The 25,669-nt window shown below is 70.0% G+C and carries 25 protein-coding genes and 1 riboswitch; of the genes, 14 read left to right on the top strand and 11 right to left on the bottom strand.

Going from position 1 to position 25,669, the window contains the following annotated elements:
* Positions 1-15 precede the first annotated feature (15 nt).
* Positions 16-1,524 (bottom strand): cytochrome ubiquinol oxidase subunit I, encoded by a 1,509-nt coding sequence (locus AB5J54_RS20415; RefSeq protein WP_369145348.1) that lies wholly within the window; start codon positions 1,522-1,524, stop codon positions 16-18.
* Between the two features lie 205 nt (positions 1,525-1,729).
* Between AB5J54_RS20415 and AB5J54_RS20410 the strand changes: the two genes are divergently transcribed.
* On the top strand, positions 1,730-2,104 hold the full coding sequence (locus AB5J54_RS20410; protein ID WP_369145347.1) for a cyclophilin-like fold protein: 375 nt from the start codon (positions 1,730-1,732) through the stop codon (positions 2,102-2,104).
* A 40-nt stretch (positions 2,105-2,144) separates the two neighbouring features.
* Here the strand turns inward: AB5J54_RS20410 and hisC are convergent, their stop codons facing one another.
* A complete protein-coding gene (hisC, locus tag AB5J54_RS20405; protein ID WP_369145346.1) occupies positions 2,145-3,236 on the bottom strand; it encodes a histidinol-phosphate transaminase in 1,092 nt (363 codons plus the stop codon).
* 402 nt (positions 3,237-3,638) lie between these two features.
* Between hisC and AB5J54_RS20400 the strand changes: the two genes are divergently transcribed.
* The 3 genes from AB5J54_RS20400 (at position 3,639) to AB5J54_RS20390 (ending at position 7,335) form a co-directional block, all read left to right on the top strand.
* A complete protein-coding gene (locus tag AB5J54_RS20400; RefSeq protein WP_369145345.1) occupies positions 3,639-4,745 on the top strand; it encodes a LacI family DNA-binding transcriptional regulator in 1,107 nt (368 codons plus the stop codon).
* A 649-nt stretch (positions 4,746-5,394) separates the two neighbouring features.
* On the top strand, positions 5,395-6,534 hold the full coding sequence (locus tag AB5J54_RS20395; RefSeq protein WP_369149408.1) for a metallophosphoesterase: 1,140 nt from the start codon (positions 5,395-5,397) through the stop codon (positions 6,532-6,534).
* Between the two features lie 159 nt (positions 6,535-6,693).
* Complete coding sequence (locus tag AB5J54_RS20390) at positions 6,694-7,335, top strand: hypothetical protein (RefSeq protein WP_369145344.1); 642 nt, start codon at positions 6,694-6,696, stop codon at positions 7,333-7,335.
* 95 nt (positions 7,336-7,430) lie between these two features.
* Here AB5J54_RS20390 and thiC read toward each other — a convergent pair whose 3' ends face one another.
* Positions 7,431-9,218 (bottom strand): phosphomethylpyrimidine synthase ThiC, encoded by a 1,788-nt coding sequence (thiC, locus tag AB5J54_RS20385; protein ID WP_369145343.1) that lies wholly within the window; start codon positions 9,216-9,218, stop codon positions 7,431-7,433.
* A riboswitch (TPP riboswitch) is annotated at positions 9,212-9,346 on the bottom strand. It overlaps the preceding gene by 7 nt.
* Before the next feature lie 71 nt (positions 9,347-9,417).
* Here thiC and AB5J54_RS20380 point away from each other — a divergent pair.
* Positions 9,418-10,740 (top strand): YibE/F family protein, encoded by a 1,323-nt coding sequence (locus AB5J54_RS20380; RefSeq protein ID WP_369145342.1) that lies wholly within the window; start codon positions 9,418-9,420, stop codon positions 10,738-10,740.
* 134 nt (positions 10,741-10,874) lie between these two features.
* Here AB5J54_RS20380 and AB5J54_RS20375 read toward each other — a convergent pair whose 3' ends face one another.
* From AB5J54_RS20375 to AB5J54_RS20360, 4 genes are all read right to left on the bottom strand, one after another.
* On the bottom strand, positions 10,875-11,315 hold the full coding sequence (locus AB5J54_RS20375; RefSeq protein ID WP_329856313.1) for an SsgA family sporulation/cell division regulator: 441 nt from the start codon (positions 11,313-11,315) through the stop codon (positions 10,875-10,877).
* Positions 11,316-11,453: 138 nt separating this feature from the next.
* Complete coding sequence (locus AB5J54_RS20370; RefSeq protein WP_369145341.1) at positions 11,454-12,224, bottom strand: IclR family transcriptional regulator; 771 nt, start codon at positions 12,222-12,224, stop codon at positions 11,454-11,456.
* 237 nt (positions 12,225-12,461) lie between these two features.
* On the bottom strand, positions 12,462-12,680 hold the full coding sequence (locus tag AB5J54_RS20365) for a DUF5326 family protein (RefSeq protein WP_369145340.1): 219 nt from the start codon (positions 12,678-12,680) through the stop codon (positions 12,462-12,464).
* Positions 12,681-12,845: 165 nt separating this feature from the next.
* The gene (locus AB5J54_RS20360; RefSeq protein ID WP_369145339.1) at positions 12,846-13,163 is read right to left on the bottom strand and encodes a cupin domain-containing protein; all 318 of its coding nucleotides are present in this window, start codon (positions 13,161-13,163) and stop codon (positions 12,846-12,848) included.
* A gap of 51 nt (positions 13,164-13,214) precedes the next feature.
* On the opposite strand from AB5J54_RS20360, the gene AB5J54_RS20355 reads away from it, so the two are divergent.
* From AB5J54_RS20355 to AB5J54_RS20335, 5 genes are all read left to right on the top strand, one after another.
* Entirely contained in the window at positions 13,215-13,592 is a 378-nt protein-coding gene (locus tag AB5J54_RS20355) for a phage holin family protein (RefSeq protein ID WP_369145338.1), read from the top strand.
* Positions 13,593-13,601: 9 nt separating this feature from the next.
* On the top strand, positions 13,602-14,093 hold the full coding sequence (locus AB5J54_RS20350) for a low molecular weight protein-tyrosine-phosphatase (protein WP_369145337.1): 492 nt from the start codon (positions 13,602-13,604) through the stop codon (positions 14,091-14,093).
* Positions 14,090-15,229 (top strand): cystathionine gamma-lyase, encoded by a 1,140-nt coding sequence (locus AB5J54_RS20345; RefSeq protein ID WP_369145336.1) that lies wholly within the window; start codon positions 14,090-14,092, stop codon positions 15,227-15,229. Before AB5J54_RS20350 ends, AB5J54_RS20345 begins: the two co-directional genes overlap by 4 nt.
* Positions 15,230-15,458: 229 nt before the next feature.
* Positions 15,459-16,355 carry a LysR family transcriptional regulator gene (locus tag AB5J54_RS20340; RefSeq protein ID WP_369145335.1) on the top strand — a complete coding sequence of 299 codons (897 nt, stop codon included), beginning with the start codon at positions 15,459-15,461 and terminating at the stop codon, positions 16,353-16,355.
* A 35-nt stretch (positions 16,356-16,390) separates the two neighbouring features.
* Positions 16,391-16,870 carry an NUDIX domain-containing protein gene (locus AB5J54_RS20335; RefSeq protein ID WP_369145334.1) on the top strand — a complete coding sequence of 160 codons (480 nt, stop codon included), beginning with the start codon at positions 16,391-16,393 and terminating at the stop codon, positions 16,868-16,870.
* On the opposite strand, the gene AB5J54_RS20330 is transcribed toward AB5J54_RS20335, so the two are convergent.
* Together AB5J54_RS20330 and AB5J54_RS20325 are read right to left on the bottom strand one after the other, a co-directional pair.
* A complete protein-coding gene (locus AB5J54_RS20330; protein WP_369149407.1) occupies positions 16,813-18,057 on the bottom strand; it encodes a globin domain-containing protein in 1,245 nt (414 codons plus the stop codon). The two genes, AB5J54_RS20335 and AB5J54_RS20330, sit on opposite strands and share 58 nt — an antisense overlap.
* 107 nt (positions 18,058-18,164) lie before the next feature.
* A complete protein-coding gene (locus AB5J54_RS20325) occupies positions 18,165-18,827 on the bottom strand; it encodes an HAD family hydrolase (RefSeq protein WP_369145333.1) in 663 nt (220 codons plus the stop codon).
* 113 nt (positions 18,828-18,940) lie between these two features.
* On the opposite strand from AB5J54_RS20325, the gene AB5J54_RS20320 reads away from it, so the two are divergent.
* The 3 genes from AB5J54_RS20320 (at position 18,941) to AB5J54_RS20310 (ending at position 20,889) form a co-directional block, all read left to right on the top strand.
* Positions 18,941-19,804 (top strand): GNAT family N-acetyltransferase, encoded by an 864-nt coding sequence (locus AB5J54_RS20320; RefSeq protein ID WP_369145332.1) that lies wholly within the window; start codon positions 18,941-18,943, stop codon positions 19,802-19,804.
* Positions 19,805-19,952: 148 nt separating this feature from the next.
* Positions 19,953-20,411 (top strand): MarR family winged helix-turn-helix transcriptional regulator, encoded by a 459-nt coding sequence (locus AB5J54_RS20315; RefSeq protein ID WP_369145331.1) that lies wholly within the window; start codon positions 19,953-19,955, stop codon positions 20,409-20,411.
* Positions 20,412-20,436: 25 nt separating this feature from the next.
* The gene (locus AB5J54_RS20310; protein ID WP_369145330.1) at positions 20,437-20,889 is read left to right on the top strand and encodes an N-acetyltransferase family protein; all 453 of its coding nucleotides are present in this window, start codon (positions 20,437-20,439) and stop codon (positions 20,887-20,889) included.
* A 67-nt stretch (positions 20,890-20,956) separates the two neighbouring features.
* Here the strand turns inward: AB5J54_RS20310 and AB5J54_RS20305 are convergent, their stop codons facing one another.
* Positions 20,957-22,339, bottom strand: a complete 1,383-nt coding sequence (locus tag AB5J54_RS20305; protein WP_369145329.1) for a serine hydrolase domain-containing protein — start codon at positions 22,337-22,339, stop codon at positions 20,957-20,959.
* A gap of 45 nt (positions 22,340-22,384) precedes the next feature.
* Positions 22,385-23,866, bottom strand: coding sequence for a replicative DNA helicase (gene dnaB / locus AB5J54_RS20300; protein ID WP_189804935.1), 1,482 nt, complete (start codon positions 23,864-23,866; stop codon positions 22,385-22,387).
* A gap of 423 nt (positions 23,867-24,289) precedes the next feature.
* Here dnaB and AB5J54_RS20295 point away from each other — a divergent pair, with 423 nt between their 5' ends.
* The gene (locus AB5J54_RS20295; RefSeq protein ID WP_369145328.1) at positions 24,290-25,627 is read left to right on the top strand and encodes an MATE family efflux transporter; all 1,338 of its coding nucleotides are present in this window, start codon (positions 24,290-24,292) and stop codon (positions 25,625-25,627) included.
* Positions 25,628-25,669: the final 42 nt, after the last annotated feature.

Below are 25,669 nucleotides of genomic sequence, written 5' to 3'. Positions count from 1 at the left end.
TCGATCTCCTGAGCCTCAGTACGAGAAGGCCATCGGGCGGTCGGGGTCACGAGAGTCCCCGCCGATCTTGGTGGGCGGGTTGAGGTCGTCCTCGGTGAGCTCCGGCGGTCCGGCCTTGACGTACTTGACGAGGAGCTTGACCTCGACGACGGCGAGGATCGCGTAGAGGGTGGTGAAGACGATCATCGAGGTGAGGACCTCGCCCTGGGAGACACCGGGGGAGACCGCGTCACGGGTGCGCAGCACGCCGTAGACGACCCAGGGCTGGCGGCCCATCTCGGTGAAGATCCAGCCCCAGGAGTTGGCGATCAGGGGGAACGCCATCGTCCAGAGGGCGATGATCCAGTACCAGTTGCCCAGGCGGGGGCTGAGGGCCTTCCGCTTGAAGAGGACCAGGTTCGGCACCTCGTCCTCACCGGTCCGCATCCCCGGTGCCAGCATGAACTTCTTCCGCGTCAGCCAGAGGCCGAGCATGCCGAGGCCCAGCGAGGCCATGCCGAAGCCGATCATCCAGCGGAAGCCCCAGTAGGCGACGGGGATGTTGGGCCGGTAGTCGCCGGGCCCGAACTTCTCCTGCTCGGCCTTGTTCACGTCGTTGATGCCCGGGACGTACGAGCTGAAGTCGTCGTTCGCGAGGAAGGACAGCAGGCCCGGGATCTCTATGGCGACCGTGTTGTGGCCCTTCTCGACGTCGCCGTAGGCGAAGACCGAGAAGGGTGCGGGCGCCTCACCGTCCCAGAGCGCCTCGGCGGCGGCCATCTTCATCGGCTGCTGCTTGAACATGACCTTGCCGAGCAGGTCGCCGCTGATGGCGGTGCCGAGTCCGGCGATGATCAGGGTGATCAGGCCGAGCCGCAGCGAGGTCCGCATGATCGGGATGTGCTTCTTGCGCGCCAGGTGGAACGCGGAGATACCCACCATGAACGCGCCACCGACCAGGAACGCCGCCGTGATCGTGTGGAAGAACTGGGTGAGCGCGGTGTTCTGGGTGAGCACGTGCCAGAAGTCGGTGAGCTCCGCCCGGCCGCGCTCCTCGTTGATCCGGTAGCCCACGGGGTGCTGCATCCAGGAGTTGGCCGCCAGGATGAAGTACGCGGAGAGGATGGTGCCGATCGACACCATCCAGATGCAGGCGAGGTGGATCTTCTTCGGCAGCTTGTCCCAGCCGAAGATCCACAGACCGATGAAGGTCGACTCGAAGAAGAAGGCGATGAGCGCCTCGAAGGCGAGCGGGGCACCGAAGATGTCGCCGACGAACCGGGAGTAGTCGGACCAGTTCATGCCGAACTGGAACTCCTGCACGATTCCGGTGACCACACCCATGGCGATGTTGATCAGGAAGAGCTTGCCCCAGAACTTGGTCGCCCTGAGGTACTTCTCCTTGCCCGTACGGACCCAGGCGGTCTGGATGCCGGCGGTGAGCGCGGCAAGCGAGATCGTCAGGGGTACGAACAGGAAGTGGTAGACCGTGGTGATGCCGAACTGCCAGCGCGCCAGTGTCTCCGGCGCCAAAGCTAGGTTCACGTCGTCTTCTCCTTACTCGACGTGGTCACAGCGGGCAGTCTGCCTGGCGGGTTCCACCCAAACAGGGAGGAAGCAGGACACGCTTGTGAACGCGTTCACATTCACAAGCATTATGGCTCATACGAAATCCGTACGTAAGAGTGGGGGTCCCCTACTCGAAGGTCACCTCTTCCCAGGACCTTCAACATATTGTTGAATCCGGGGCATGACCCTTCGGATACGCATCAGCTGGCCGGCCGGACACACCACGGCCACACTTGAGGAGACCCCCACGAGCAAGGCGCTCGCGGGAGCCCTCCCGATCTCCTCCACCGCCCGGACCTGGGGCGAGGAGGTCTACTTCGACACGCCGGTCTCGGCCTCGGTCGAGGGCGACGCGCGCCAGGTCGTCGAGCCCGGCACCGTGGCCTTCTGGACGGAGGGCGACGCGCTGGCCCTCCCCTACGGCCCCACCCCGATCTCACGGGGCGACGAGTGCCGGCTCGCGAGCCCCTGCAATCTGCTGGGCGCGCTGGACGGCGACCCGCGGATCCTGGCCACCGTCAGGGACGGCGACCCGATCCGCGTGGAGCTCGTCTAGGACTCGGCCGATCAGACCTCGCTGATCAGCCCTACCTGCGTTACTTGCGGAAGCCCTCCGCCGCCTTCAGGAACAGGTCGTTCGCCTCGCACTCACCGATCGTGACGCGCACGCCCTCGCCCGCGAACGGCCGCACCATCACGCCGTGCCGCTCGCACTCCGCCGCGAAGTCCATGGTCCGCTCGCCGAGCCGCAGCCAGACGAAGTTCGCCTGGGTGTCCGGCACGGTCCAGCCCTGGGCCACGAGCCCCGCATGGACCCGCTCTCGCTCGGCCACCAACGAGCCGACCCGACCGAGCAGTTCGTCCTCGGCCCGCAGCGAGGCCACCGCCGCGTCCTGCGCCAGCTGGCTCACGCCGAACGGCACCGCCGTCTTGCGCAGCGCCGCCGCGACCGGCTCGTGGGCGACCGCGAAGCCGACCCGCAGCCCCGCCAGGCCGTACGCCTTGGAGAAGGTGCGCAGCACGGCCACGTTCGGCCGGTCGCGGTACAGCTCGATGCCGTCCGGGATCTCGGCGTCACGGACGAACTCCCGGTACGCCTCGTCGATCACGACCAGGACGTCGGAGGGCACCCGGTCCAGGAAGCGCTCCAGCTCCGCCCGGCGCACCGCGGTGCCCGTGGGGTTGTTGGGGTTGCAGACGAAGATCAGCCGGGTCCGGTCGGTGATCGCCTCGGCCATCGCGTCGAGGTCGTGCACCTCGCCCTCGGTCAGCGGCACCTGCACGGAGGTGGCCCCGCTGATCTGCGTGATGATCGGGTACGCCTCGAAGGAGCGCCAGGCGTAGATCACCTCGTCGCCCGGGCCCGAGGTGGCCTGGAGCAGCGACTGCGCGACGCCGACCGAGCCGGTGCCGGTGGCCAGGTGGGAGACGGGCACGCCGAAGCGGTTCGCCAGCTCCTCCGTCAGGCCGGTGCAGGCCATGTCCGGGTAGCGGTTGAAGTTCGCGGCGGCGGCGAGGGTGGTCTCCATGACCCCCGGCAGCGGCGGGTAGGGGTTCTCGTTGGAGGACAGCTTGAAGGCCACGGGCCCGCCCGTGGCGGCCGGCTTGCCCGGCTTGTAGGTGGGGACGCCGTCCAGCTCGGCGCGCAGCTTGGGGCTGCCGGTGCTCGTCCCGCTGGTCTCGCTCACAGTGTGGCCTCCTCGACCGTCCGTACCGCCAATACTCCTCACCTTAAGAGGATTCGCCTCCGCTGCGAATGGGCTGTGGACAACAGGAGGGACACGCTGTGGAAACGGCCCCGGTCCCGCGGCGACCCTCCCCCGGAGAGGGGGGAGCGCGCGATCGGGTGGCGGGCGCCGGTGGCGGGCGCCGTGGCGCGCATCCCCCGTAGAGGTGAGTTGAGACCTCTTCGAGACCTCGCCCCCTCGCCAGGCCCACACCGCCGGATGGTCACGGATCGCACGACAGAAGCTGCAACTACCTTCGATTCACTGCCTCTTGAGCCTGTTCGATCATGCAGAAACGTGCCTGTCAATGCCCGCATATGCGGCCGTCCCGACCGCCCCTCATCGCCCTACTATCGGCTCGCCATGACAGCAGCAGGGAAGCACCAGGTGAGCCGGGCACAGACCCGGGGAAGCCGGCAGGGCCGGGCGGGAATCCGGGACGTGGCCGCCGCCGCCGGGGTCTCCATCACGACTGTCTCCGACGCGCTCAACGGCAAGGGCCGGCTCCCGGACGCCACCCGCCGCCACGTCCGCGAGGTCGCCGACCGGCTGGGCTACCGCCCATCCGCGGCGGCCCGCACGCTCCGTACCGGCAAATCGGGACTCATCGGCCTGACCGTGACCACGTACGGGGATGAACCTTTCACCTTCACCGAATTCGCATACTTCGCGGAGATGGCCAGAGCAGCCACCTCGGCCGCACTCGCCCGGGGCTACGCCCTGGTCATCCTCCCCGCCACCTCCCGCCATGACGTCTGGTCCAACGTCGCCCTCGACGGCACCGTCGTCATCGACCCCTCCGACCACGACCCCGTCGTCACCGAACTGGTCCGCCAGGGCCTGCCCGTCGTCTCCGACGGACGCCCCGCCGGCACCCTCCCGGTCACCGCCTGGGTCGACAACGACCACGAAGCCGCCGTCCTCGACCTGCTCGACCACCTCGCCGACGCCGGCGCCCGCCGCATCGGCCTCCTCACCGGAACCACCACCGACACCTACACCCGCCTGTCCACCACCGCGTACCTCAACTGGTGCGAACGCGTCGGACAGGACCCCGTCTACGAGGCCTACCCGGCGCACGACCCGTGCGCGGGCGCCGTCGCGGCCGACCGGCTGCTCGCCCGCCCCGACCGCCCCGACGCCGTCTACGGCCTCTTCGACCCCAACGGAACCGACCTCCTCGCCGCCGCCCGCCGCTACGGACTGCGCGTCCCCGACGACCTCCTGATCGTCTGCTGCAGCGAATCCACCGTCTACGCCACCACCGAACCACCCATCACGACCCTCTCCCTCAAACCCCGCCGCATCGGCACCGCCGTCGTCCAGCTCCTCATCGACGCCATCGAGGGGATCGACACCGACGGACCGGTCGAGCAGGTGATACCGACCGAACTCATCGTCCGCACCTCCTCGCAGCGGCGCTCGCCGCGCACCACGGTCAGCCCGCCGCGCTCACCCGCGAAGGACTGACACCACGGGCGGCGGCGCCCGAACCCGCCGTCATCCGACCCGCCGTCCCCGCCCCTGCCCGTGGGCAGGGACGGCGAAACCGGTCACCGTACCGGCCTCGACCCTGGACTGGACCTTCTCAATTCGGGCGAAACAACCGGTGAACCCGGAGTGGACCCGGATTCACCACCCCTGGTGCGTCACACAGGAGGACCCTCATTCCTATGATGGGCGGACGACACCGCGGACCACCACGACCAGGCCGGTCCGCGATGTGCAGGGCATCGCGACGGTGGTGGAGGGGTCGATGACTCAGGGGGCCGGTCAGGAGCCCGTGGTACGCACGGCGACATTGCGTGACTTCCGCGTACCGCCGTACGCCCGCGTGCCCGTGCAGGGCCATGCCGCCGAGCCCCTCTCCCCGGAGGAAGCGGCACCGGCTCCGGCGGTGGAGCACGCCCCCAGCGAACGCCTGACCCCTGTCGAACACCCCGCGTCCGCGGCGCACATGCCGCCGGTCGCCCCTTCACCGGTCGAGGCCGTCCGGGTGCCGACCCCGCAGGCCACGGCCTCGCCGATCGAGCCGCCCCCGGCCGCGCCCGTGACGGCGCCGCCCGCACCCGTGGCGCCCGCAGCACCCGCCGCCCCGGTGGCGTCCGCGGCCCAGCCCATGTCCCCCGCGCCGCAGGCACCCGCGCCCGCCGCGCCGGTCGCGCCCGTGACCGCGCCGCCCGCGCCCGCGCCGATGCCCGCCGCTCCGACCCTCCACCTGGGTCACCGCCTCGCCCCGGCGTACACCACCTCCACAACCGGCTCCTCCATCGTCTCCGTCGCCACCGGCCACCCCGGCAACGCCTTCCCCGAGGGCGAGCCCGAGGGATACACCCCGACCGAGCGCGACCTCCCGGTCATCAACCGCGGCGACACCGTCCAGGTCCCGGTCACCCCCGAGCAGCCGGCCCCCGCCCCGGCTCCCGGGAACGGCGACGGCCCCGGCCCCCTCTACGTCGTCGGCGACGTCCACGGCTACCTCGACGAGCTCATCGCCGCGCTGCGCGCCCAGGGCCTCATCGACGAGAACGGCAACTGGTCCGCGGGCAACGCCCGGCTCTGGTTCCTCGGCGACTTCACCGACCGCGGGCCCGACGGCATCGGCGTCATCGACCTCGTCATGCGCCTCTCCGCCGAGGCCGCCGCCGCGGGCGGCTACTGCAAGGCCCTCATGGGCAACCACGAGCTGCTGCTCATCGGCGCCAAGCGCTTCGGCGACACGCCCGTCAACTCCGGTGCGGGCACTGCCACCTTCCAGGCCGCCTGGCTGCTCAACGGCGGCCAGAAGCACGACATGGACCGGCTCCAGGACGTCCACCTCCAGTGGATGTCCCGGCTGGACGCCGTGGTCCGCGAGGACGACCACCTCCTCGTGCACTCCGACACCACCGCGTACCTCGAATACGGCCAGACCATCGAGGACGTCAACGACACGGTCCACGAGGTCCTCAACCGGAACGACGCCGACGAGGTCTGGGACCTCTTCCGGAAGTTCACCAAACGCTTCGCGTTCCGCGACGACGGCGGCCCGCAGGCCGTCCAGGAGCTGCTCTCCACCTACGGCGGCCGCCGCATCGTGCACGGCCACAGCCCCATCCCGTACCTCCTCGGCCAGGTCGGCACGGAGGACGGCGAGGACGGCGGGGGCCCGGTCGTCGACGGACCGCACGTGTACGCCGACGGTCTCGCGATCGCCATGGACGGCGGCGTGACCATGGCCGGAAAGCTACTGGTCGTCCAACTCCCCCTGAACGGCTGACGCATAACCCTGCGCATCCGGGGAAGTCGATTTCCGGAAACACCCTGTCAGGCCGTGGCGTCACCGCAATACCATCGGGTCATCCGTAGCAGGCTCTCCTCCGTTTCCGCCCAACCGACCGTTTCCCACGGCTGATCCGGGCCTACGGAGCATCGGGGGATGCACATGAACGTGGCTCCGCACCTGCTGACCGAGGACCGCGCCGAGTACGAGCGGGTCCTCGACGACGCACTGAGCACCGCCCACGCACGTCCGGATCTCGACGGAGTCGGAACGCGGCTCACGGTCGCGCAGCTACGCGCCATGACACTGAACGCGACAGCGCTCATCACCACCGCCGCGGCGAGCGAGTACGACCACTTCGTGAAGGTCCGCGAGCAGAACCGCGCGGCCATCGACACCCGCATACCCGTGGCGGACCCCGGCACGGGCGCCGGAGTCGTCGCCATCGTCACCGTGATGGTGCCCGTCCTCGCGGGCACCGCCGCCGCGATCCTCCTGCTGGTCGGGGCGGTCCTGCACGCCCTCGCCCCCACGGTCGTGTTCGGCGAGACCCTGCTGACGGCCGGCCTGGTCTTCGCCGCCCTCGCCGCCGCCGGGCTGCTCAGCGCGGGCACCGGCCTCCTCCTGACCGCCCTGCGCAACAGACCGGCCGCGGCGGACGGAACCGCCCCCGCAGACGACGAACTCACCCGCGCCCGCGAAGCCTGGCGCCGCGCCCTCCTGGAACGCGGCATCCTCCCCTTCCTCCGAGCCGCCCTCGCCGCGACCGACCCGCCGCCGGACCCGCCGACGCCCTGAGGGTCGGCGGGTCCGGCGGATCGGCGGATCGGCGGATCGGCGGATCGGCGGATCGGCGGATCGGCGGATCGGCGGATCCAGGGGGGCGCTGCTCGTTACGCCTCGGCCAGCGGCAGGTAGACGCGGTTGCCGCTCGCTGCGAACTCGGCCGACTTCTCCGCCATGCCGGCCTCGATCTCCTGCTGCGTGCCGCCGTGCTCGCGGCGGATGTCCTGGGAGATCTTCATCGAGCAGAACTTCGGCCCGCACATCGAGCAGAAGTGCGCCGTCTTCGCGGGCTCCGCCGGGAGCGTCTCGTCGTGGAACTCGCGGGCGGTGTCCGGGTCGAGGGCCAGGTTGAACTGGTCCTCCCAGCGGAACTCGAAGCGCGCGTCCGACAGCGCGTCGTCCCACTCCTGCGCGCCCGGGTGGCCCTTGGCGAGGTCCGCCGCGTGGGCCGCGATCTTGTACGTGATGACGCCCGTCTTCACGTCGTCGCGGTTCGGCAGGCCCAGGTGCTCCTTGGGCGTGACGTAGCAGAGCATCGCCGTGCCCCACCAGGCGATCATCGCCGCGCCGATGCCTGAGGTGATGTGGTCGTACGCCGGGGCGACGTCCGTGGTCAGCGGACCGAGGGTGTAGAACGGCGCCTCCTCGCAGATCTCCTGCTGGAGGTCGATGTTCTCCTTGATCTTGTGCATCGGGACGTGGCCCGGGCCCTCGATCATCGTCTGCACGTTGTGCCGCTTGGCGATCGTGTTCAGCTCGCCGAGCGTCCGCAGCTCCGCGAACTGCGCCTCGTCGTTGGCGTCCGCGATCGAGCCGGGGCGCAGACCGTCGCCGAGCGAGTAGGTGACGTCGTACGCCGCCAGGATCTCGCAGAGCTCCTCGAAGTTCGTGTAGAGGAAGTTCTCCTTGTGGTGCGCCAGGCACCAGGCGGCCATGATCGAGCCGCCGCGCGAGACGATGCCGGTCTTGCGGCGCGCGGTGAGCGGCACGTACGGCAGGAGCACGCCGGCGTGCACCGTCATGTAGTCGACGCCCTGCTCGGCCTGCTCGATGACCGTGTCCTTGTAGATCTCCCAGGTCAGCTCCTCGGCCTTGCCATCGACCTTCTCCAGGGCCTGGTAGAGCGGCACGGTGCCGATCGGCACGGGGGAGTTGCGCAGCACCCACTCGCGGGTGGTGTGGATGTTGCGGCCGGTGGAGAGGTCCATGACCGTGTCGGCGCCCCACTTGGTCGCCCAGGTCATCTTCTCCACCTCCTCCTCGATGGAGGAGGTGACGGCGGAGTTGCCGATGTTGGCGTTGACCTTCACCAGGAACCGCTTGCCGATGATCATCGGCTCGATCTCCGGGTGGTTCACGTTCGCCGGCAGCACGGCGCGACCCGCGGCGATCTCCTCCCGTACGACCTCGGGGGAGACGTTCTCGCGGATCGCCACGTACTCCATCTCCGGGGTGATCTCCCCCCGGCGGGCGTACGCGAGCTGGGTCACGGCCTGGCCGCTGCGGCCACGGCGCGGCAGACGGGGGCGGCCGGGGAAGACGGCGTCGAGGTTCTTCAGCCCACCGCCGCGCGGCGAGGTGTGCTTGATGCCGTCGTCCTCGGGGCGGACCGGGCGGCCCGCGTACTCCTCGGTGTCGCCGCGCGCGATGATCCAGTTCTCGCGCAGCGGCGGAAGGCCCCGCCGGACGTCGGTGTCGATGGCGGGGTCGGTGTACGGGCCGGACGTGTCGTACAGCGTGACGTCCTTGCCGTTGGTGAGGTGCACCTGACGGACGGGCACCCGGAGGTCGGGGCGCGAGCCCTGGACGTACCCCTTGTGCCAGCCCGGCGTGCGCTCCTGCCCGTCGGTCTGGTTCTGGTCGGAGGCAGGCGTGCGTGCATCCTGAATGGTCATGAGACCGATCTCCCTACGCCGGCATTACCCGGTAACAGGTTCGGCGGTCGGCGCAGCCTCCTCCCGTACGTGCGTACGGTGATCAGCGCCCTCTCAGCCCGGTGCTCCGAGCTCCCGCGTGTGCAAAGGTGCCACCACGCTAGCGTCATCCTTGGCGTGCTGAACAGTGGGCCCCCGCCGTTCTTGCGATGATCGGTCGGTGACTTCCCCCCAGCAGACCCCCGAACCTCATGGCCACGGGCACTCCCATTCCCACAGCCACGGCCCCGCCACGCCCGTCTCTCGGCATCTGCGCAGAGTCATCGCCGCGATCCTGATCCCCTTCGCCACCGCGGTCGTCGTGGGGCTCGTGGTCCTCTGGCCGGGTGGCGCCCCGGCGCACGAGCGCACCGGCGTCGGCTTCGACCGGCAGACTCAGCAGGGCAAGGTCGTCTCCGTCGAGCACGTCGACTGCAAGGACGTGAACGCCGCCCAGGTCCCGCCGACCGGCGACACCTCGACTCCGGAGGGCCGCGAGGCGGTCAACGGCCGGCAGGGACAGTGCGAGAAGGCGACGATCGAGGTCACCAGCGGCCCGGACAAGGGGCGGAGGTTCGTCGAGATCGTGCAGCCGGACGCCCCGCGTCAACTGCACGAGGGCCAGCGCGTGGTGGTGGCGTACGCCCCCGACGCCCCGCGCGACCTGCAGTACTCGGTGACCGATGTGAACCGCAAGCTGCCGTTGGCGGTGCTCGCGGGCATCTTCGCCGTCGCGGTCGTGCTGGTCGGTCGGATGCGGGGCGTCATGGCGCTCATCGCGCTCGCCGTGAGCTTCCTCGTGCTGACGTACTTCATCCTTCCGGCGATCCTGGAGGGGTCGAACCCGCTGGTCGTGGCGGTGGTCGGGTCGAGCGCGATCATGCTGATCGCGCTCTACATGTGCCACGGCCTCTCGGCCCGCACCTCGGTCGCCGTGCTCGGCACACTGATCTCACTGCTCCTGATCGGTCTGCTGGGCTCGCTCTTCATCGGCTGGACCTCGCTCAGCGGCAACACCGACGACTACACCGGTCTGATCCACGGCCTGTATCCGGAGATCGACATGTCCGGTCTGCTCCTGGCCGGGATCATCATCGGTTCGCTCGGTGTGCTCGACGACGTGACGGTGACCCAGACATCGGCCGTCTGGGAGCTGCACCAGGCGGATCCGGGGATGGGTCCGCGCGGTCTGTACCGGGCCGGGATCCGGATCGGCCGCGACCACATCGCCTCGGTCGTGAACACCCTGGTGCTCGCCTACGCGGGCGCCGCCCTGCCGCTGCTGCTGCTCTTCTCCATCGCCCAGAGCAGCATGGGGACGGTGGCGAACAGCGAGCTGGTCGCCGAGGAGATCGTCCGGACGCTGGTCGGGTCGATCGGTCTGGTGGCGTCCGTTCCGGTCACCACGGTGCTCGCGGCGCTGGTCGTCTCCGCCGACCGGCCGGCTTCCGACGGCGTGAAGCCCGCGGCGGTACGGGGAGGGCGGCGCCGCCGCGCCAAGTGAGGTGTGCGTGCTGAGGGCTCGGGCCGGCCCGGCTCGGGGAGGGTCCGGCTCGAACGGTCTCGCGCAGGCGGGACGGCTCGGCTGAGGCGGCTCGGCTGAGGCGGCTCGGGCCGGCCGGCTCAGCGCGGGCCCGCTCAGGCGGGCCCGGCGTTCTCTTCGGCCAGAATCCGGCCCAGTGCGGCCTCCAGGTTGTCCTCGAAGTCGCCCAGTGTCCGTTCCTGACCGAGCGGAACCAGCTTGTCCGTTCGGTCGAGGAAGGCGACGAGCGGCGGCGCGCTGGCCCGGAAGAGCGCGCGGTCGCCGCCCACCTGGAGCCGGATGGAGACGTCCGAGAGTCCCTCCGGCTCCGTCGGGGCGATGTGCACATCGCCGTCCCCACTCGGCCGGTTGATCCCGTCGAGCAGCAGTTCCCGTCCGAACGCCCAGGTCACGGGCGCGTCTCCGGGAAGGTGGAAGGTCATCCGCACCGCGTAGGGATCCCGGGTCTCATATCGGAGTTCGACCGGGATCTTGAAGGAGAGCTCCTCGGAGACGAGGAAGCTCATCAGGACCTCGGCCTGAACCGACTCTCGCATCATGTACCCCGCAGTAGATGAAGCAGTTGTGTAAACACAGCTGCTGAAAGCTGTGACCGAAACGGCCAGGAATGATCCCCCGTGGCCCTCTTGACGCAATCGTGCTGTACGCGCTAGCAGATCACAAGGAGTGATTTTTCAGATACTGATAGAGAACGCGAGTGAACCGAAGAGCCTTCCGATCTCGTTACGTAGCCGCTCGACTGCTGGGAGCAACCGTTCTTCCTGGTGAAGGGGGAGGGAAATGGCCATGGCGGCCGCCGTGGAGCCCGCGGTGATGGGAATGGCGGCACAGACCGTGCCGAGCGCATATTCCTGACGCTCCACCACGGGTTCCATTCGGTCCAAACTGCCCAAACGCTCCAAAAAGACACGCTGGTTACGCACCGTGTACGGAGTGATGGCTTCCACCGGGTGGCGATCAAGGTGGTCTTGACGAGATTTCAGATCGAGTTGACTCAGCAGGCACTGCCCGATCGCGTGGGCGTGCGCGGTCTCGCGGAAATCGGCCCATTCCTCCACCGCGGGGGCGTTGGAGGTGTCGGCGACAGCGACGAGCTCGATCTCCCCCTCGCGGTAGAGGGCGAAGTAGATGGGTACACCGATCTCGTCCCGCCAGTGGGCCAGGGAGTCTTCGATCTTGATGCGACGATTCTGCACATCTCCGCCGCCGGCCAGTCGGACGGCGGCGTCGCCAAGGACGAACACACCCTTGTCCCGGAGCAGATAGCCCTCGTGTGTCAGGGTGCGGAGCAGGTGGTACGTGGTGGGCAGCGGAAGGCCCGTCTCACGGGCGAGCTGCTTGGCCGGGGCACCCTCCGCATGGGAGGCGACGGCCTCCAGGAGTCTCAGCGCCCGCTGCACCGAGCCGATCAGGGTAGGCGCAGCCGTCTGCGTAGCCGTGGCCAAAGGTCACCCCCAGGCGTGACGACGGATGCAGTGCACCCGCCCGCGGGGGCCGCCCCCGCGCGGCCGCCGGGCCTGGGAAACCGCTGGTCAGTATGGAGGTCTACGCCTGTAGTCCCCAACGCGGCGGAGAGATTCCACTCTAGTGGCAGCTCCAGGGCCCATACCCTGATTAGCCCGGCGCGTTCCCTCGCCCGGGCTAATGCCCTCCATCGGCTTCATACTGATGAGTAGCTTGTGCTACCAGTCCTCGCGCGACTTGGCGGAGGAGCTGAACTTGCGTACGACGTAGATCAGTCCGGCGACGAGGGCCGCGAAGAGCAGCACCTTGAAGAGCACGGCGACCACGAAGGTCAGGACGCTGGTGATCAGTCCGCCGAAGACGAACAGGGCTAGGAGGGGTATGGCGACCCACTTCACCCACCAGGGCATCCCCGCGAGAATCTCTCGTACGGCCATCGTCCCTACCTCGCTCTCGAAGAAACGCTCGGCGCACTCCGCGCCCGAACACTCTCCAGGCTAGGGGCGGGAGGAAGCCCATGGGGGCCCTGCGGCCCCCGCTCTCCCCTGATCCGACCCCTAGGGGCTCAGGGGGCCTCCACCCCACGGCTCTCCGGGTCCGGCTCAGCCCTCCGGCGGGGAGAAGACCACCATGACCCGGAGGTCCTCGCTGATGTGGTGGAACTTGTGCTCCACCCCGGCCGGCACATAGACCACGCTGCCGCGCGCCACCTGGGTCGTCTCCGTCCCGACCGTGATCGCCGCCCGGCCGCTGACCACGAAGTACACCTCGTCCTGGCCGTGCGGCTGCTGCGGGTCGAGCTCCCCGGCGTCCAGCGCGTACAGACCCACCGACATGTTCCGCTCGCGCAGGAACTGGAGGTACGCGCCCTTGTTCGCGGCGCGCTCCGCCTCCAGTTCGTCCAGCCGGAATGCCTTCATCGCCTGCTCGCCCCTGCCATTGGCCCGATCATGTCTGCCACGATCAGACACATGAAGAATTTCGTAGTCAAGACGCTCGCGAACGCGGGCGCCCTCGGAGTCGCCATCTGGCTGCTCCAGGACATCACCCTGACCGGTGACAGCACCGGCAAGAAGGCCTGGACGCTCATCCTCGTCGCCCTGGTCTTCGGTCTGGTGAACTTCCTGGTGAAGCCGATCGTCAAGCTGCTGACGCTTCCCCTCTTCATCCTGACCCTCGGCCTGATCACCCTGGTGGTCAACGCCCTGATGCTGCTCCTCACGTCCTGGCTGGCCGATCAGCTCGACCTCAGCTTCCACGTGGAGGGCTTCTGGACCGCCGTCCTGGGCGGCCTGATCATCTCCGTCGTCTCGTGGGCGCTGAACGTCGTGCTCCCCGACGGCGACTGAGTGGACACCATGGCCTACCGCGTCTGCTTCGTCTGCACGGGCAACATCTGCCGCTCGCCGATGGCCGAGCACGTCTTCCGCCGTCGGGTGGAGGAGGCCGGCCTCGGCGAGCTGGTGGTGATCGACAGCGCGGGCACCGGAGGCTGGCACGAGGGCGACGGAGCCGACCCGCGCACGGTCGCCGTGCTCGACGAGAACGGATACACCTCCGCGCACACCGCGCGGCAGTTCCGTTCCTCGTGGTTCCCCGCCCTCGATCTGGTCATCGCCCTGGACGAAGGGCATCTGCGGGAGCTCCGACGGCTCGCCCGCACCCCCGAGGAGGCGGCGCGGATACGGCTCCTGCGCTCCTACGACCCGGCCGCCGGGGCCGGACTCGACGTCCCCGACCCCTACTACGGGGGCCACGAGGAGTTCGAGGAGTGCCTGGAGATGGTGGAGGCCGCGAGCGAGGGACTGCTCGCGGCCGTACGCACGGAACTGGAGGAACGGACACCGTGACGGACGAGGAACTCGGCGACGGCACCCGGGCGGTACGGGCGGGACTGCCCGAGCCCGTGAAGTACGAACCGACCCTGCCCGGGCCGGTCTTCGCGGCCCACTTCCACCTGCCGGGCGAGCCGACCGGCCCGTACACCTACGGCCGCGACGAGAACCCCACCTGGACGCATCTGGAGCGGGCCATCGGCGAGCTCGAGGCACCGGGGGAGGAGGGCGTGGAGACGCTCGTCTTCGCGTCCGGCATGGCCGCGATCTCCGCCGTCCTCCTCTCCCAGCTGAAGGCCGGCGACGCCGTGGTGCTGCCGTCCGACGGCTACCAGGCCCTGCCCCTGCTGCACGAGCAGCTGCGGGCGTACGGCGTCGAGGTCCGCACCGCGCCGACCGGCGGTGACGCCCAGCTGTCCGTACTGGACGGGGCCCGGCTGCTGTGGATCGAGACCCCCTCCAACCCCGGTCTCGACGTCTGCGACATCCGCCGCCTCGTGGCGGAGGCGCATGCGGCCGGGGCGCTCGTCGCCGTCGACAACACCCTCGCCACCCCGCTCGGCCAGCGCCCGCTCGCCCTGGGCGCGGACTTCTCCGTGGCCAGCGACACCAAGGGCATGACCGGGCACGGCGACATCCTGCTCGGCCATGTGAGCTGCCGGGATCCTCGTCTCGCGGCGGAGGTACGGCGCTGGCGCAAGATCGTCGGCGCCATCCCCGGCCCCATGGAGGCCTGGCTCGCCCACCGGTCGCTCGCCACGCTCCAGCTGCGGATCGACCGGCAGTGCTCCACCGCGCTGGCGCTGGCGCGGACGCTCGCCGGGCGCGCGGACGTCACCGGACTTCGCTACCCCGGCCTCCCCGACGACCCCTCGCACGCGGTGGCCGCCCGCCAGATGCGGCGCTTCGGACCGGTGGTCTCCTTCGAGCTGGCGGACCGGAAGCGCGCCGAGCGGTTCCTGGAGGAGCTGCGGCTCGTGGACGACGCCACCAGTTTCGGCGGGGTGCGCTCCACGGCGGAGCGGCGCGGGCGCTGGGGCGGGGACGCCGTCGCGGAGGGCTTCATCCGCTTCTCGGTCGGGGCCGAGGACCCGGAGGACCTGATCGCCGATGTGCTGCGCGCCCTCGACGAGGCCGGAAGCGCGGGCTGATCACGGGCCGGGGGCACGGACCGAGGACGCTCCGAGCCTCCCCCCTCGTGGCTCGGAACGACCTCGGTTCCACGCGCGGAGACCGCCTGAACAAGGCTAGTTGACTGTGCGTCAGTGTCCAATCACGGTAGCGACAGCGACCTATCGACTTATTTATAGTTGGACGGTCCTGAGGCGCAGTCAGCCGACCGCCTGAGTCGAACGGCCGCACGGCCGGGAGGGGGCGGACATGGATCTGGCCCTGCTGCGCACGTTCGTCACGGTGCACCGGGCCGGCTCCTTCACCCGCGCCGCCGCGCTCCTGGGCCTCTCCCAGCCGGCCGTCACCAGCCAGATCCGGACCCTGGAACGACAGCTGGGGCGACCGCTCTTCCTCAGACAGGCGCGCGGAGTCACCCCCACCACGATCGGGGACGAACTGGCACACCGCGCGGCGCCCCATCTGGACGCACTCGTGGAGATCGCCGAGACCGGGCTCGACGAGGACAGCGGGATCCGCACCCTCCATCTCGCCGGGCCACCGGAGTTCACCGCGCTCCGCGCGCTGCCCGCCCTCACCCCGCTGATCCACCAGGGGCTCGCCGTGCGGGCCTCCTTCCCCGGCACCACCGAGGAGATCCTCGACGGGCTCGCCGCGGGCCATCATGATCTGGCCATCGCCACCGCGCGCCCCCGCGGTGGTCTGCTCGTCTCCACCCCGCTCTGCGACGAGGAGCACGTCCTGGTCGCGGCCCCGCGCTGGGCCGCCCGGCTCTCCCCCGAGGTGCTCCTGGGCGAGCGCGCGGTGGTCCTGGAACAGCTGCCGGTGGTCGAGGTCCACGAGTCGCTGCCCTTCGTCTCCCGCTACTGGGCGAGCGTCTTCGAGACCAAACCGGCGACCACCGCCACCGTCATCGCCCCCGACCTGCGGGCCGTGCGGGACTCGGCCGTCTCCGGTGCCGGACTCGCCGTCCTGCCGCGCTACCTCTGCGAGGAAGCCCTTCTGCGGGGAGAGCTCGTGGCGCTGCTGGAACCTCCGGTCCCTCCGCTCCGGACGTACTTCCTGGTCGCACGGACGGGGACGCTCGCGCTCGCCCCTCTCGCGCGGGCCCATGAGGAGTTGCTGCGCGCCGCCGGGAGCTGGTGAGTTTCAGGACACCTCGGACGGGCCATTTTCTTCCCATGACCGAACGGCCCGTGATCAAGCGCACCGCACGCGCCATCCTGCTCGACGGGGACGACCTGATCCTCATCAAGCGGACCAAGCCCGGAATGGATCCCTACTGGCTCACGCCCGGCGGCGGAGTGGAGCCCACCGACTCCACCGTTGTCGAGGCCCTGCACCGCGAAGTGCTCGAAGAACTCGGCGCCAAGATCACCGATGTGGTGCCCTGCTTCGTCGACACCGTCGAGCACATCGTCGACGGCGGGGTCTCCGGGGTGAAGGTCCAGCACTTCTTCGTGTGCCGGCTCGGCTCCATGGACACCTCCCTGCGCCACGGCCCCGAGATCGAGGAGCCGGTCGGCGAGTACGAGATCGTCCGGGTGCCCTTCAGCCGGGTCGGCATCGCCGCCGTGCACCTCGTCCCGCTCTCCCTGCGCCACTACCTCGACGGCAACATCGAGGGCGTCCGCGCGATGCACGCCCCCGACCTGGGCTGACCCGCGGTCGCGGGGGCGAGCTCCGCGAGGAAGTCATGGCGGATGCGGTCCGAGGGGACGCCCGCCCCGCGCAGTGCGTCGACCCCGCGGCGGACCATGTCGAGCGGGCCCGAGAGATACGCGTCCCGTTCGTTCCACGGGCCGTAGCGGCAGACGGCGTCCGGGAGCCTTCCCTGTTCCTCGGTGACCGGGTGGACGGAGAGCCACGGGAAGGTCTTCTGCAGCCGCAGCATCGTGTCGATGTCGTAGAGGTCGTGGCCGCTGCGCGCCCCGTAGAAGACATCGACCGGGCGCCGGTCCCCGTGCTCGGCGACGTCCTCGACCAGCGCCTTGATCGGCGCTATCCCGGTGCCGCCGCCCATGCAGAGCAGGCCGGTGTCCGTGGAGTGGTCGACCGTCATCGAGCCGGCCGGCGGACCGAGCCGCAGCACGTCCCCGGGGCGGGCCCGGTGGACCAGCGCATTGGACACCCAGCCGGCCGGGACGGCCTTGATGTGGAGGGAGAGCAGCCCGTCCGGCCGGGGTGCCGAGGCGAAGGAGTAGTGACGCCATATCCGGGGCCACCACGGCGTCTCCAGCGTCGTGTACTGCCCGGCGAGGAACGGGTACGGCTGGTCGGGCCTGAGCGTCACGACCGCGATGTCCGGGGTGCGCAGGTCGTGGGAGACGACCTCGGCCTGCCACCAGGCGGGCGCGGTCCGCTCGTTCTCCGCGGCCGCGTCGATCATGATCTGGGAGATCGTCGTGTACGTGCGGACCCAGGCCGCCTCGGTCTCCTCGTCCCAGCTCTTCTCCGCGTACCGCGTGAGCGCACCGATGAGGGCCTCGCCGACGGCCGGGTAGTGGGCGGCCTGCGTTCCGTACTTCCGGTGTCCCCTGCCCAGGTTCTCCAGGTACGCGGTGAGGACCGGAGCGTCGTCCATGTGCTCGGCCGCCGTCAGCAGGGCCTTCAGGAGCCGGTCCCGCTGGGTGTCCATGGCCGCGGGGAACATCTCGCGCAGCTCGGGGTGGTGGATGAAGAGCAGGGCGTAGAAGTACGAGGTCACCCGGTCGGCGACCGGTGCGATCTCCGCCAGGGTGCGTCGGACGAGCACGGCGTCGGCGGAGGGTCCCTCGGATATCCGGGGTTCCTTCCCGTCCGGCGTCGGGGACTCCCGTTCGTCCGTCGTGGTGGTCGGAGCATCCATCATCTGCCTCGCCTCGCGCTGGCCGGCTTCCTGGTCGCAGGATGGCGCTTCCGGCCGGCGCTTCGGGCAGAAAGTGGCATTCTCGGGCCATAGGCCCGGGTTTCTGGCTAGGCTGCGCTGTTTCGGACCAGGGCGTAGGCCTCGCGCAGGTCTCCTCCGGAGTAGCTGTGGCTTGAGAGCCCGGCGAGATGGTGGTCCGCGTTCACGGCCACGGTCTCCGGCACGATCGCGAAGAGCTCCGCGTCCGACATCGAGTCCCCGTACGCGACGCAGTCGGCCGGGTCCACTCCGTACCCCGCGCAGAGCTCCCGCGCGATGCGCACCTTGGCCCGCGCAGTGAGGATGCCCGGCCGGTGGATCGGCTCCGTGAAGGGGACCGCCGGCCAGAGCGAACCGTGCGTCGTGTCGACGCCCCAGTCGAGAAGCCGCTCGACGAAGAAGTCGGGCGAGAGGGAGATGACGGCGCAGCGTTCTCCCCGGGCCCGGATGTCCGCCCAGACCTCGCGGATCCCCATGAGCCAGGGCGCCCCTTCGAAGGCCGCCGCGACCTGCTCGGGGGTGAGCTCGGACCACAGCTCGCGGGCCCGGACGGCGAACTCGTCCGGCGTGAGCCCGCGCAGGAACCCCTGCTCCAGCGCGGCGATCTCGTCCACCAGGCCCAGTTGCCGGGAGATCTCCACCGCGGCGGCCGAGCCCCTGATCAGGGTGCCGTCGAGGTCGAAGAGGTGCAGGCGCCGCGTGCGGGGGTCTCGGGGTTTCACGTGAAACATCGTCCGTGGCCCCTGGCCCGGAATCAACGGCTCCACGGGTATCGGCCAGTGGGATCGGCCGGATCCGGTAAAGCAGTGGACGAGAGATCATCGCGTCGGACAGCCTGAAAGGCATGCCGATTTCCCCCGCTCCCCTCGCTCAGCTCCCGATCCGCCGTCTCACCCCGGGGGACCTCCTCGCCTGCTCCGACCTCTCCGAGAACCGGGGATGGCCCCGCGAGGAGCACAAGTGGGGACTGCTGCTCGCCGCCGGCACCGGCTACGGCATCGACGACCCCTACGGCCCCGGCCTCGCCGCCTGCTCCGTGGTCACCTCCTACGGTCCGGGGCTCGCCGCGATCGGCATGGTGCTCGTCGCCGAGCGGTACGCACGCCAGGGGATGGGACGCCGGCTCATGCAGCACGTCCTGGCGGAGGCGGGAGACACCCCGCTCACGCTGTACGCCACGGCGAACGGGCAACCCCTGTACGAGCAGCTGGGCTTCACCGAGACGAGCCGCTCGGAGATGGTGCGCGGGCAGTTCGCGTTCACCGCACCCGCCCCGGACATCCCGGTCCGCCCCGCCACCGCGGAGGACCTCCCGGCCGTCCTGCGTCTGGACCACGAGGTCTTCGGTCTCGACCGGACGCACCTCCTCGCCCGGCTCCCCGCGTTCGCGGACCACCTCCGGGTCGCCGAGGAGGACGGCGAGATCACCGGCTTCGCGGCCGCCTGGCCCAACATGGACACCCATGTCATCGGCCCCCTGATCGCCCGGGACCCGGGTACGGCCAAGGCTCTGATCGCCTCCCTGGCGGCCGCCACCGACCGGCCCCTGCGCACGGACATCGACGTGCGCCACACCTCGCTGCTGAGCTGGGCGAAGGAGAACGGCATCGACACGATCACCACCACGTCGGTGATGATCCGCTCCCTGCCCGACCTCCCCGGCGACTGGCGACGCCGCTTCGCTCCCCTGACGGTCGCCGCCGGCTAGGCGCGGTCGCCGCCGGTGAAGCACGGTCGCTGCCGGTGAAGCACGGTCGCCGCCGGTCTGGTTTAGTTGCAGACGCGCATAATTGCGTCCCTTCGTCTACCCTGGACCCCACGCCGCTCCGGCGCCGAGGAGAGACCGAGGAGAGACCATGACCGCGACGGACCCCGCACTCACCGCGCTCTCCCAGCGCTGGTGTGCCCTCTCCCTGCTCCACGGCAGGATCGAGGCCCACATCGAGCGCGCCCTGGAGTCCGGGCACGGTCTGAGCGTGCGGGAGTACTCGCTGCTCGACGTCCTCAGCCGTCAGCACAGCGGCCCCGGCGGTCACCTCCAGATGAAGCAGGTCGCCGACGCCGTCGTGCTCAGCCAGAGCGCCACCACCCGGCTCGTCACCCGGCTGGAGGACCGCGGCCTGCTCACCCGGTACCTCTGCGCCACCGACCGGCGCGGCATCTACACCGATGTCACCGAGGCCGGCATGAAGCTCCTCGAAGAGGCCCGTCCCACCAACGACAGCGCGCTGCGCGAGGCTCTCGACGAAGCCGCCAAGAACCCGGAGCTGGCAGCGCTCGTCCAGGTCGTGGAAGGCGTGGGCGCGCCCGCGTGACACGGGCGCGCGTACGCTGCGAGGCATGAGCGATCTTGAGATACGTCCCGCCACCGCGGAGGACCTTCCGGCCATCGTCGCGATGCTCGCCGACGACCCCCTGGGCGCACAGCGCGAATCCCCCGACGACCTCGCCCCGTACCTCACCGCCTTCGAGCGCCTCGCGAACGACCCGAACCAGCACGTGGTCGTGGCCGTCCGCGAGGACAAGGTCGTCGGCACCCTCCAGCTGACCGTCATCCCGGGGCTTTCCCGTCGGGGCACCACCCGGTCGATCATCGAGGGCGTCCGCATCCACTCCGACGAGCGCGGCAGCGGTCTCGGGACGCAGCTCATCGAGTGGGCGGTCGCGGAGTCCGAGCGCCAGGACTGCCGCCTCGTCCAGCTGACCTCGGACGTCACCCGCGCCGACGCCCACCGCTTCTACGAGCGCCTGGGCTTCGAGGCCTCGCACGTGGGCTTCAAGAAGAGCCTCTGAGGACGTGTTTCACGTGAAACAGCACGGTTTCACGTGAAACATCATCCCAAGACCCGCGTTCCGCGCGTCAGAGACCGCGCCAGCCCGCCTCGTCCACGCCGCCGGGGACCGCGTCCGCCGGGTCGTACGGCTCCCGCGTGAAGACGAACGACCCGAGGTCGAGATGGCTCACGCTGCCGTCGGCGCGCCGCGCCGCACGAAGCGTCTCCCCCGCGTAGTAGCCGTTCAGCCCGACCCAGCCACCCTCGGGCAGCGCCCGGAACCGAGCCCGCCGGCCGGCGCCTCGCAGGGGTTCGAGCACGACGCTCCGCTCGGGGCCGAGCCGAAGCCCGTAGGCGTACGTGCCCCAGTACCAAGGTCCCGTGAGGGAGAGCAGCTTCTCGTCGACCTCGGCCTCAGGAAGGGGCCGCCACGGCTCCGGGAACCGCGGCTCCGCCTCCGCCACGATCCGTACGAGATCGGAGGCCACAGCCCCCACCAGCGGGCCCGACGTGGCGTTGGAGAGGGCGATCCCCGCGAGGCCGTCCTCCACACTCACCCACAGACAGGCGACGAAGCCCGGGAGGGAGCCGGTGTGGCCGATCAGGGTGCGGCCGTCCCTGCGCAACAGCTGGAGGCCGAGCCCGTAGCTCCCCTCCCAGTCGCCTTCCCCGGCGGGGGAGGCCGGGGCCCGCATCTCCTCCACGGACGACGTGGCGAGCACCCGCTCGTCCCCCGCCGCGAGGAAGGCGGCGAACCGCGCGAGGTCGGCGGCCGTCGACCAGAGCTGACCGGCCGGTGCCATCAGGCCGAGGTCCTCGGAGGGTTCGGACATCATGACGTCGGCCCAGGGGTGCACGGCCCAGCCGCCCGCGTGCGGGGCGACAGGATCGAGCGTCGTACGGCTCATCCCGAGCGGTTCCAGGATCTCGCGCCGCAGCGCCTCCTCCCAGGCCACTCCACGGACCGCCTCGACGAGTGAACCGAGCAGCGTGTAACCGGGGTTGGAGTAGTGGTGGCGGCGCCCCGGCGACTGGAGGAAGGGCTGCTCCCCCAGAACGTGGGAGAGCTCAGGCCGCAGCTCCGCGGAGGACCTCTCCCACCACGCGCCGGGCGTCTCCGCGGCGAGACCGCCGGTGTGGCCGAGGAGTTGAGCGACCGTCACCTCACCGACGCCCGTTCCCTTCAGGTGCTTCTCCAGCGGGTCGTCCAGCCCGAGCAGGCCCTCGTCCCGCAGCCGCATCACCAGTACGGCGGTGAACACCTTGGTGATCGACCCGATCCTGAACTGGGTGTCCGCGTCGGGCGCGTGGCCGTCCACACAGCTGCGCGAACCGCTCCACACCAACGCTCCGTCGCGGACCACCGCCCCCACGAAGGAAGGCGTCCGCCCCTCGGTCTGGGCGACCGCGACACGGTGCAGCAGGGCCCGCTCGGTCCCGGGCAGCAAAGCTTCGAATGATGTCGTCATAGACACCATCCAACGCGATCCCCGCCATGGGACTTCCCGATCGGATCAGGTCTGGGCCATGTCCACGAAGCGCGAGTAGTGGCCCTGGAAGGCCACGGTGATGGTCGCCGTCGGGCCGTTACGGTGCTTGCCGACGATGATGTCGGCCTCGCCCGCGCGCGGTGACTCCTTCTCGTAGGCGTCCTCGCGGTGCAGCAGGATCACCATGTCGGCGTCCTGCTCGATCGAGCCGGACTCACGCAGGTCGGAGACCATCGGCTTCTTGTCGGTGCGCTGTTCGGGACCACGGTTCAGCTGCGAGAGCGCGATCACCGGCAGTTCCAGCTCCTTGGCGAGGAGCTTCAGGTTTCGCGACATGTCGGAGACCTCTTGCTGACGGCTCTCCTGCCGCTTGGAACCACCCGACTGCATGAGCTGCAGGTAGTCGATGATGACGAGCTTCAGGCCGTTGCGCTGCTTGAGCCGACGGCACTTCGCGCGGATCTCCATCATCGACAGGTTCGGGGAGTCGTCGATGTACAGCGGGGCCTGGGAGACGTCGGGCATCCGGCGGGCGAGCCGGGTCCAGTCCTCGTCGGTCATCGTGCCGGAGCGCATGTGGTGGAGCGCGACCCGGGCCTCGGCCGAGAGCAGTCGCATCGCGATCTCGTTGCGGCCCATTTCGAGGGAGAAGATGACGCTGGGCAGGTTGTGCTTGATGGAGGCCGCCCGGGCGAAGTCCAGGGCGAGGGTCGACTTACCCATGGCGGGACGGGCCGCGATGATGATCATCTGGCCGGGGTGCAGTCCGTTGGTGAGCGAGTCGAGGTCGGTGAAGCCGGTGGGCACACCCGTCATCTCACCGCTGCGGGAGCCGATCGCCTCGATCTCGTCGAGCGCGCCCTCCATGATGTCGCCGAGCGGCAGGTAGTCCTCGGTGGTGCGCTGCTCGGTGACCGCGTAGATCTCGGCCTGGGCCGAGTTCACGATCTCGTCGACGTCCCCGTCGGCCGCGTAGCCCATCTGCGTGATCTTGGTGCCGGCCTCCACGAGGCGGCGCAGGACCGCCCGCTCGTGGACGATCTCCGCGTAGTACGAGGCGTTGGCCGCGGTCGGCACCGACTGGACCAGGGTGTGGAGGTAGGAGGCGCCGCCGACGCGGGTGATCTCGCCGCGCTTGGTGAGTTCGGCGCCGACCGTGATCGGGTCGGCCGGCTCGCCCTTGGCGTAGAGGTCGAGGATCGCCGCGTAGACGGTCTCGTGGGCCGGCTTGTAGAAGTCGTTGCCCTTGATGATCTCCACGACGTCCGCGATGGCGTCCTTGGAGAGGAGCATGCCGCCGAGGACGGACTGCTCGGCGTCGAGGTCCTGTGGGGGAACGCGCTCGAAGCCGGAGAGCCCGCCGTCCCAGGGACCGTCGCCGCCCCGCTCGTGCTGGTCGTCGCGCCCGCGGCCACGGCCGCGCCCTTCGCCTCGGGTACGGGTGGGCAGCCGGTCGCTCGGTCCGCTGTCGGCCCAGGGGTCGTCCATGGGCTCGGGAACGCTCACCAAGCCACCTCCTCCGTCCGCTCCGCGGACCTCGCCTTGCCACTCTTTCTTACGCCACGGCCTTGATCAAAGAGTGGCTTTGCGACCGCTTCTGGCGCGTCGGGCGCCGGACCACGGTAGGCCCGCGGGAGGCGTCAGCCAATCTGGTTATCCACAGCCCCTGTGGGTGAAGGGCCAGATGCTGTGGAGAACTCGCCGGATCCTGTGCACGGAGCGGGGGACAGCCATGTGGACAAACTCATAACACCCCTGCCCTCGCGCATCTGACCTGCACGTTTCCCATCCACGGGCTGTGGGGGAGAAAAAGTTCTCCCCCTGGACCAAGATCAGAACAAACGGCCCACACCCGAAGCCCCGCACCAGAGAAAAGTAAGGACTGCTTGGCCATTGCATCTCTTACCTGTGGAAGATTAGATTGAGCCCATGACTCAGGCCCCCGCGACCCCCAAGGCCGTCCGCCGACAGCACGACCGCGAGATCGTCTCCCTCGCCCTGCCGGCCTTCGGTGCTCTCGTCGCCGAGCCGCTGTTCCTCATCGTCGACAGCGCCATCGTCGGCCACCTCGGCACACCTCAGCTCGCGGGCCTCGCGATCGCCGCGGCCCTGCTCTCCACCGCCGTCAGCGTCTTCGTCTTCCTGGCCTACGCCACCACGGCCGCCGTCGCCCGGCGCGTGGGAGCGGGTGACCTCCCCGCCGCCATCCGGCAGGGCATGGACGGCATCTGGCTCGCGCTCCTCCTCGGCGTCGCCGTCGTCGCCCTGACCCTGCCCACCGCGCCGTGGCTCGTCGACGTCTTCGGGGCCTCGGACACCGCCGCCCCGTACGCCGTCACCTATCTCAGGATCTCCGGCCTCGGCATCCCCGCCATGCTGGTGGTCCTGGCCGCCACCGGCGTGCTGCGAGGCCTCCAGGACACCCGTACACCGCTCTACGTCGCCATCGCGGGCTTCGCGACCAATGGCGCCCTCAACATCGCCCTGGTGTACGGCGCGGGTCTGGGCATCGCCGGCTCCGCCTGGGGCACGGTCATCGCCCAGTGCGGCATGGCCGCCGCCTACCTCGTCGTGGTCGTACGGGGCGCCCGGCGCCACGGCGCCTCCCTCCGCCCCGACCCGGCCGGCATCCGTGCCTCCGCCCAGGCCGGCGTCCCGCTCCTGGTCCGTACGCTCTCGCTCCGCGCGGTCCTGATGATCGCCACGGCCGTCGCCGCCCGGCTGGGAGACGCGGAGGTGGCCGCCCACCAGATCATCCTGTCCCTGTGGAGCCTCATGGCCTTCGCGCTCGACGCGATCGCCATCGCGGGCCAGGCCATCATCGGCCGCTACCTCGGCGCGGACGACGCCGACGGCGCACGGCAGGTCTGCCGCCGCATGGTCCAGTGGGGCGTGGTCTCCGGAGTGGTGCTCGGCGCGCTGCTCATCGTCGCCCGCCCCTTGTTCGTCCCGCTCTTCACCGGCGACACCACCGTGCAGGACACCCTGCTCCCCGCGCTCCTGGTCGTCGCGCTCTCCCAGCCGATCTCCGGCGTGGTCTTCGTCCTGGACGGCGTCCTCATGGGCGCGGGAGACGGCCCCTACCTGGCCTGGGCCATGCTGCTCACGCTGGCCGTCTTCGCCCCGGTCGCGCTCCTCGTCCCGACGCTCGGCGGCGGACTGACGGCGCTCTGGTGGGCGATGACCCTGATGATGGCGGTCCGGATGGGCACCCTCTGGTTCCGTATGCGCTCCGGCCGCTGGATCGTCACCGGCGCCACCCGCTGAGACCCGCTGTTTCACGTGAAACAGCGAAAGGAACAGCGGAAG

The sequence above is a fragment of the Streptomyces sp. R44 genome, assembly GCF_041053105.1.
GTDB lineage: Bacteria > Actinomycetota > Actinomycetes > Streptomycetales > Streptomycetaceae > Streptomyces.
This window is presented reverse-complemented; position numbering and strand designations above follow the sequence as displayed.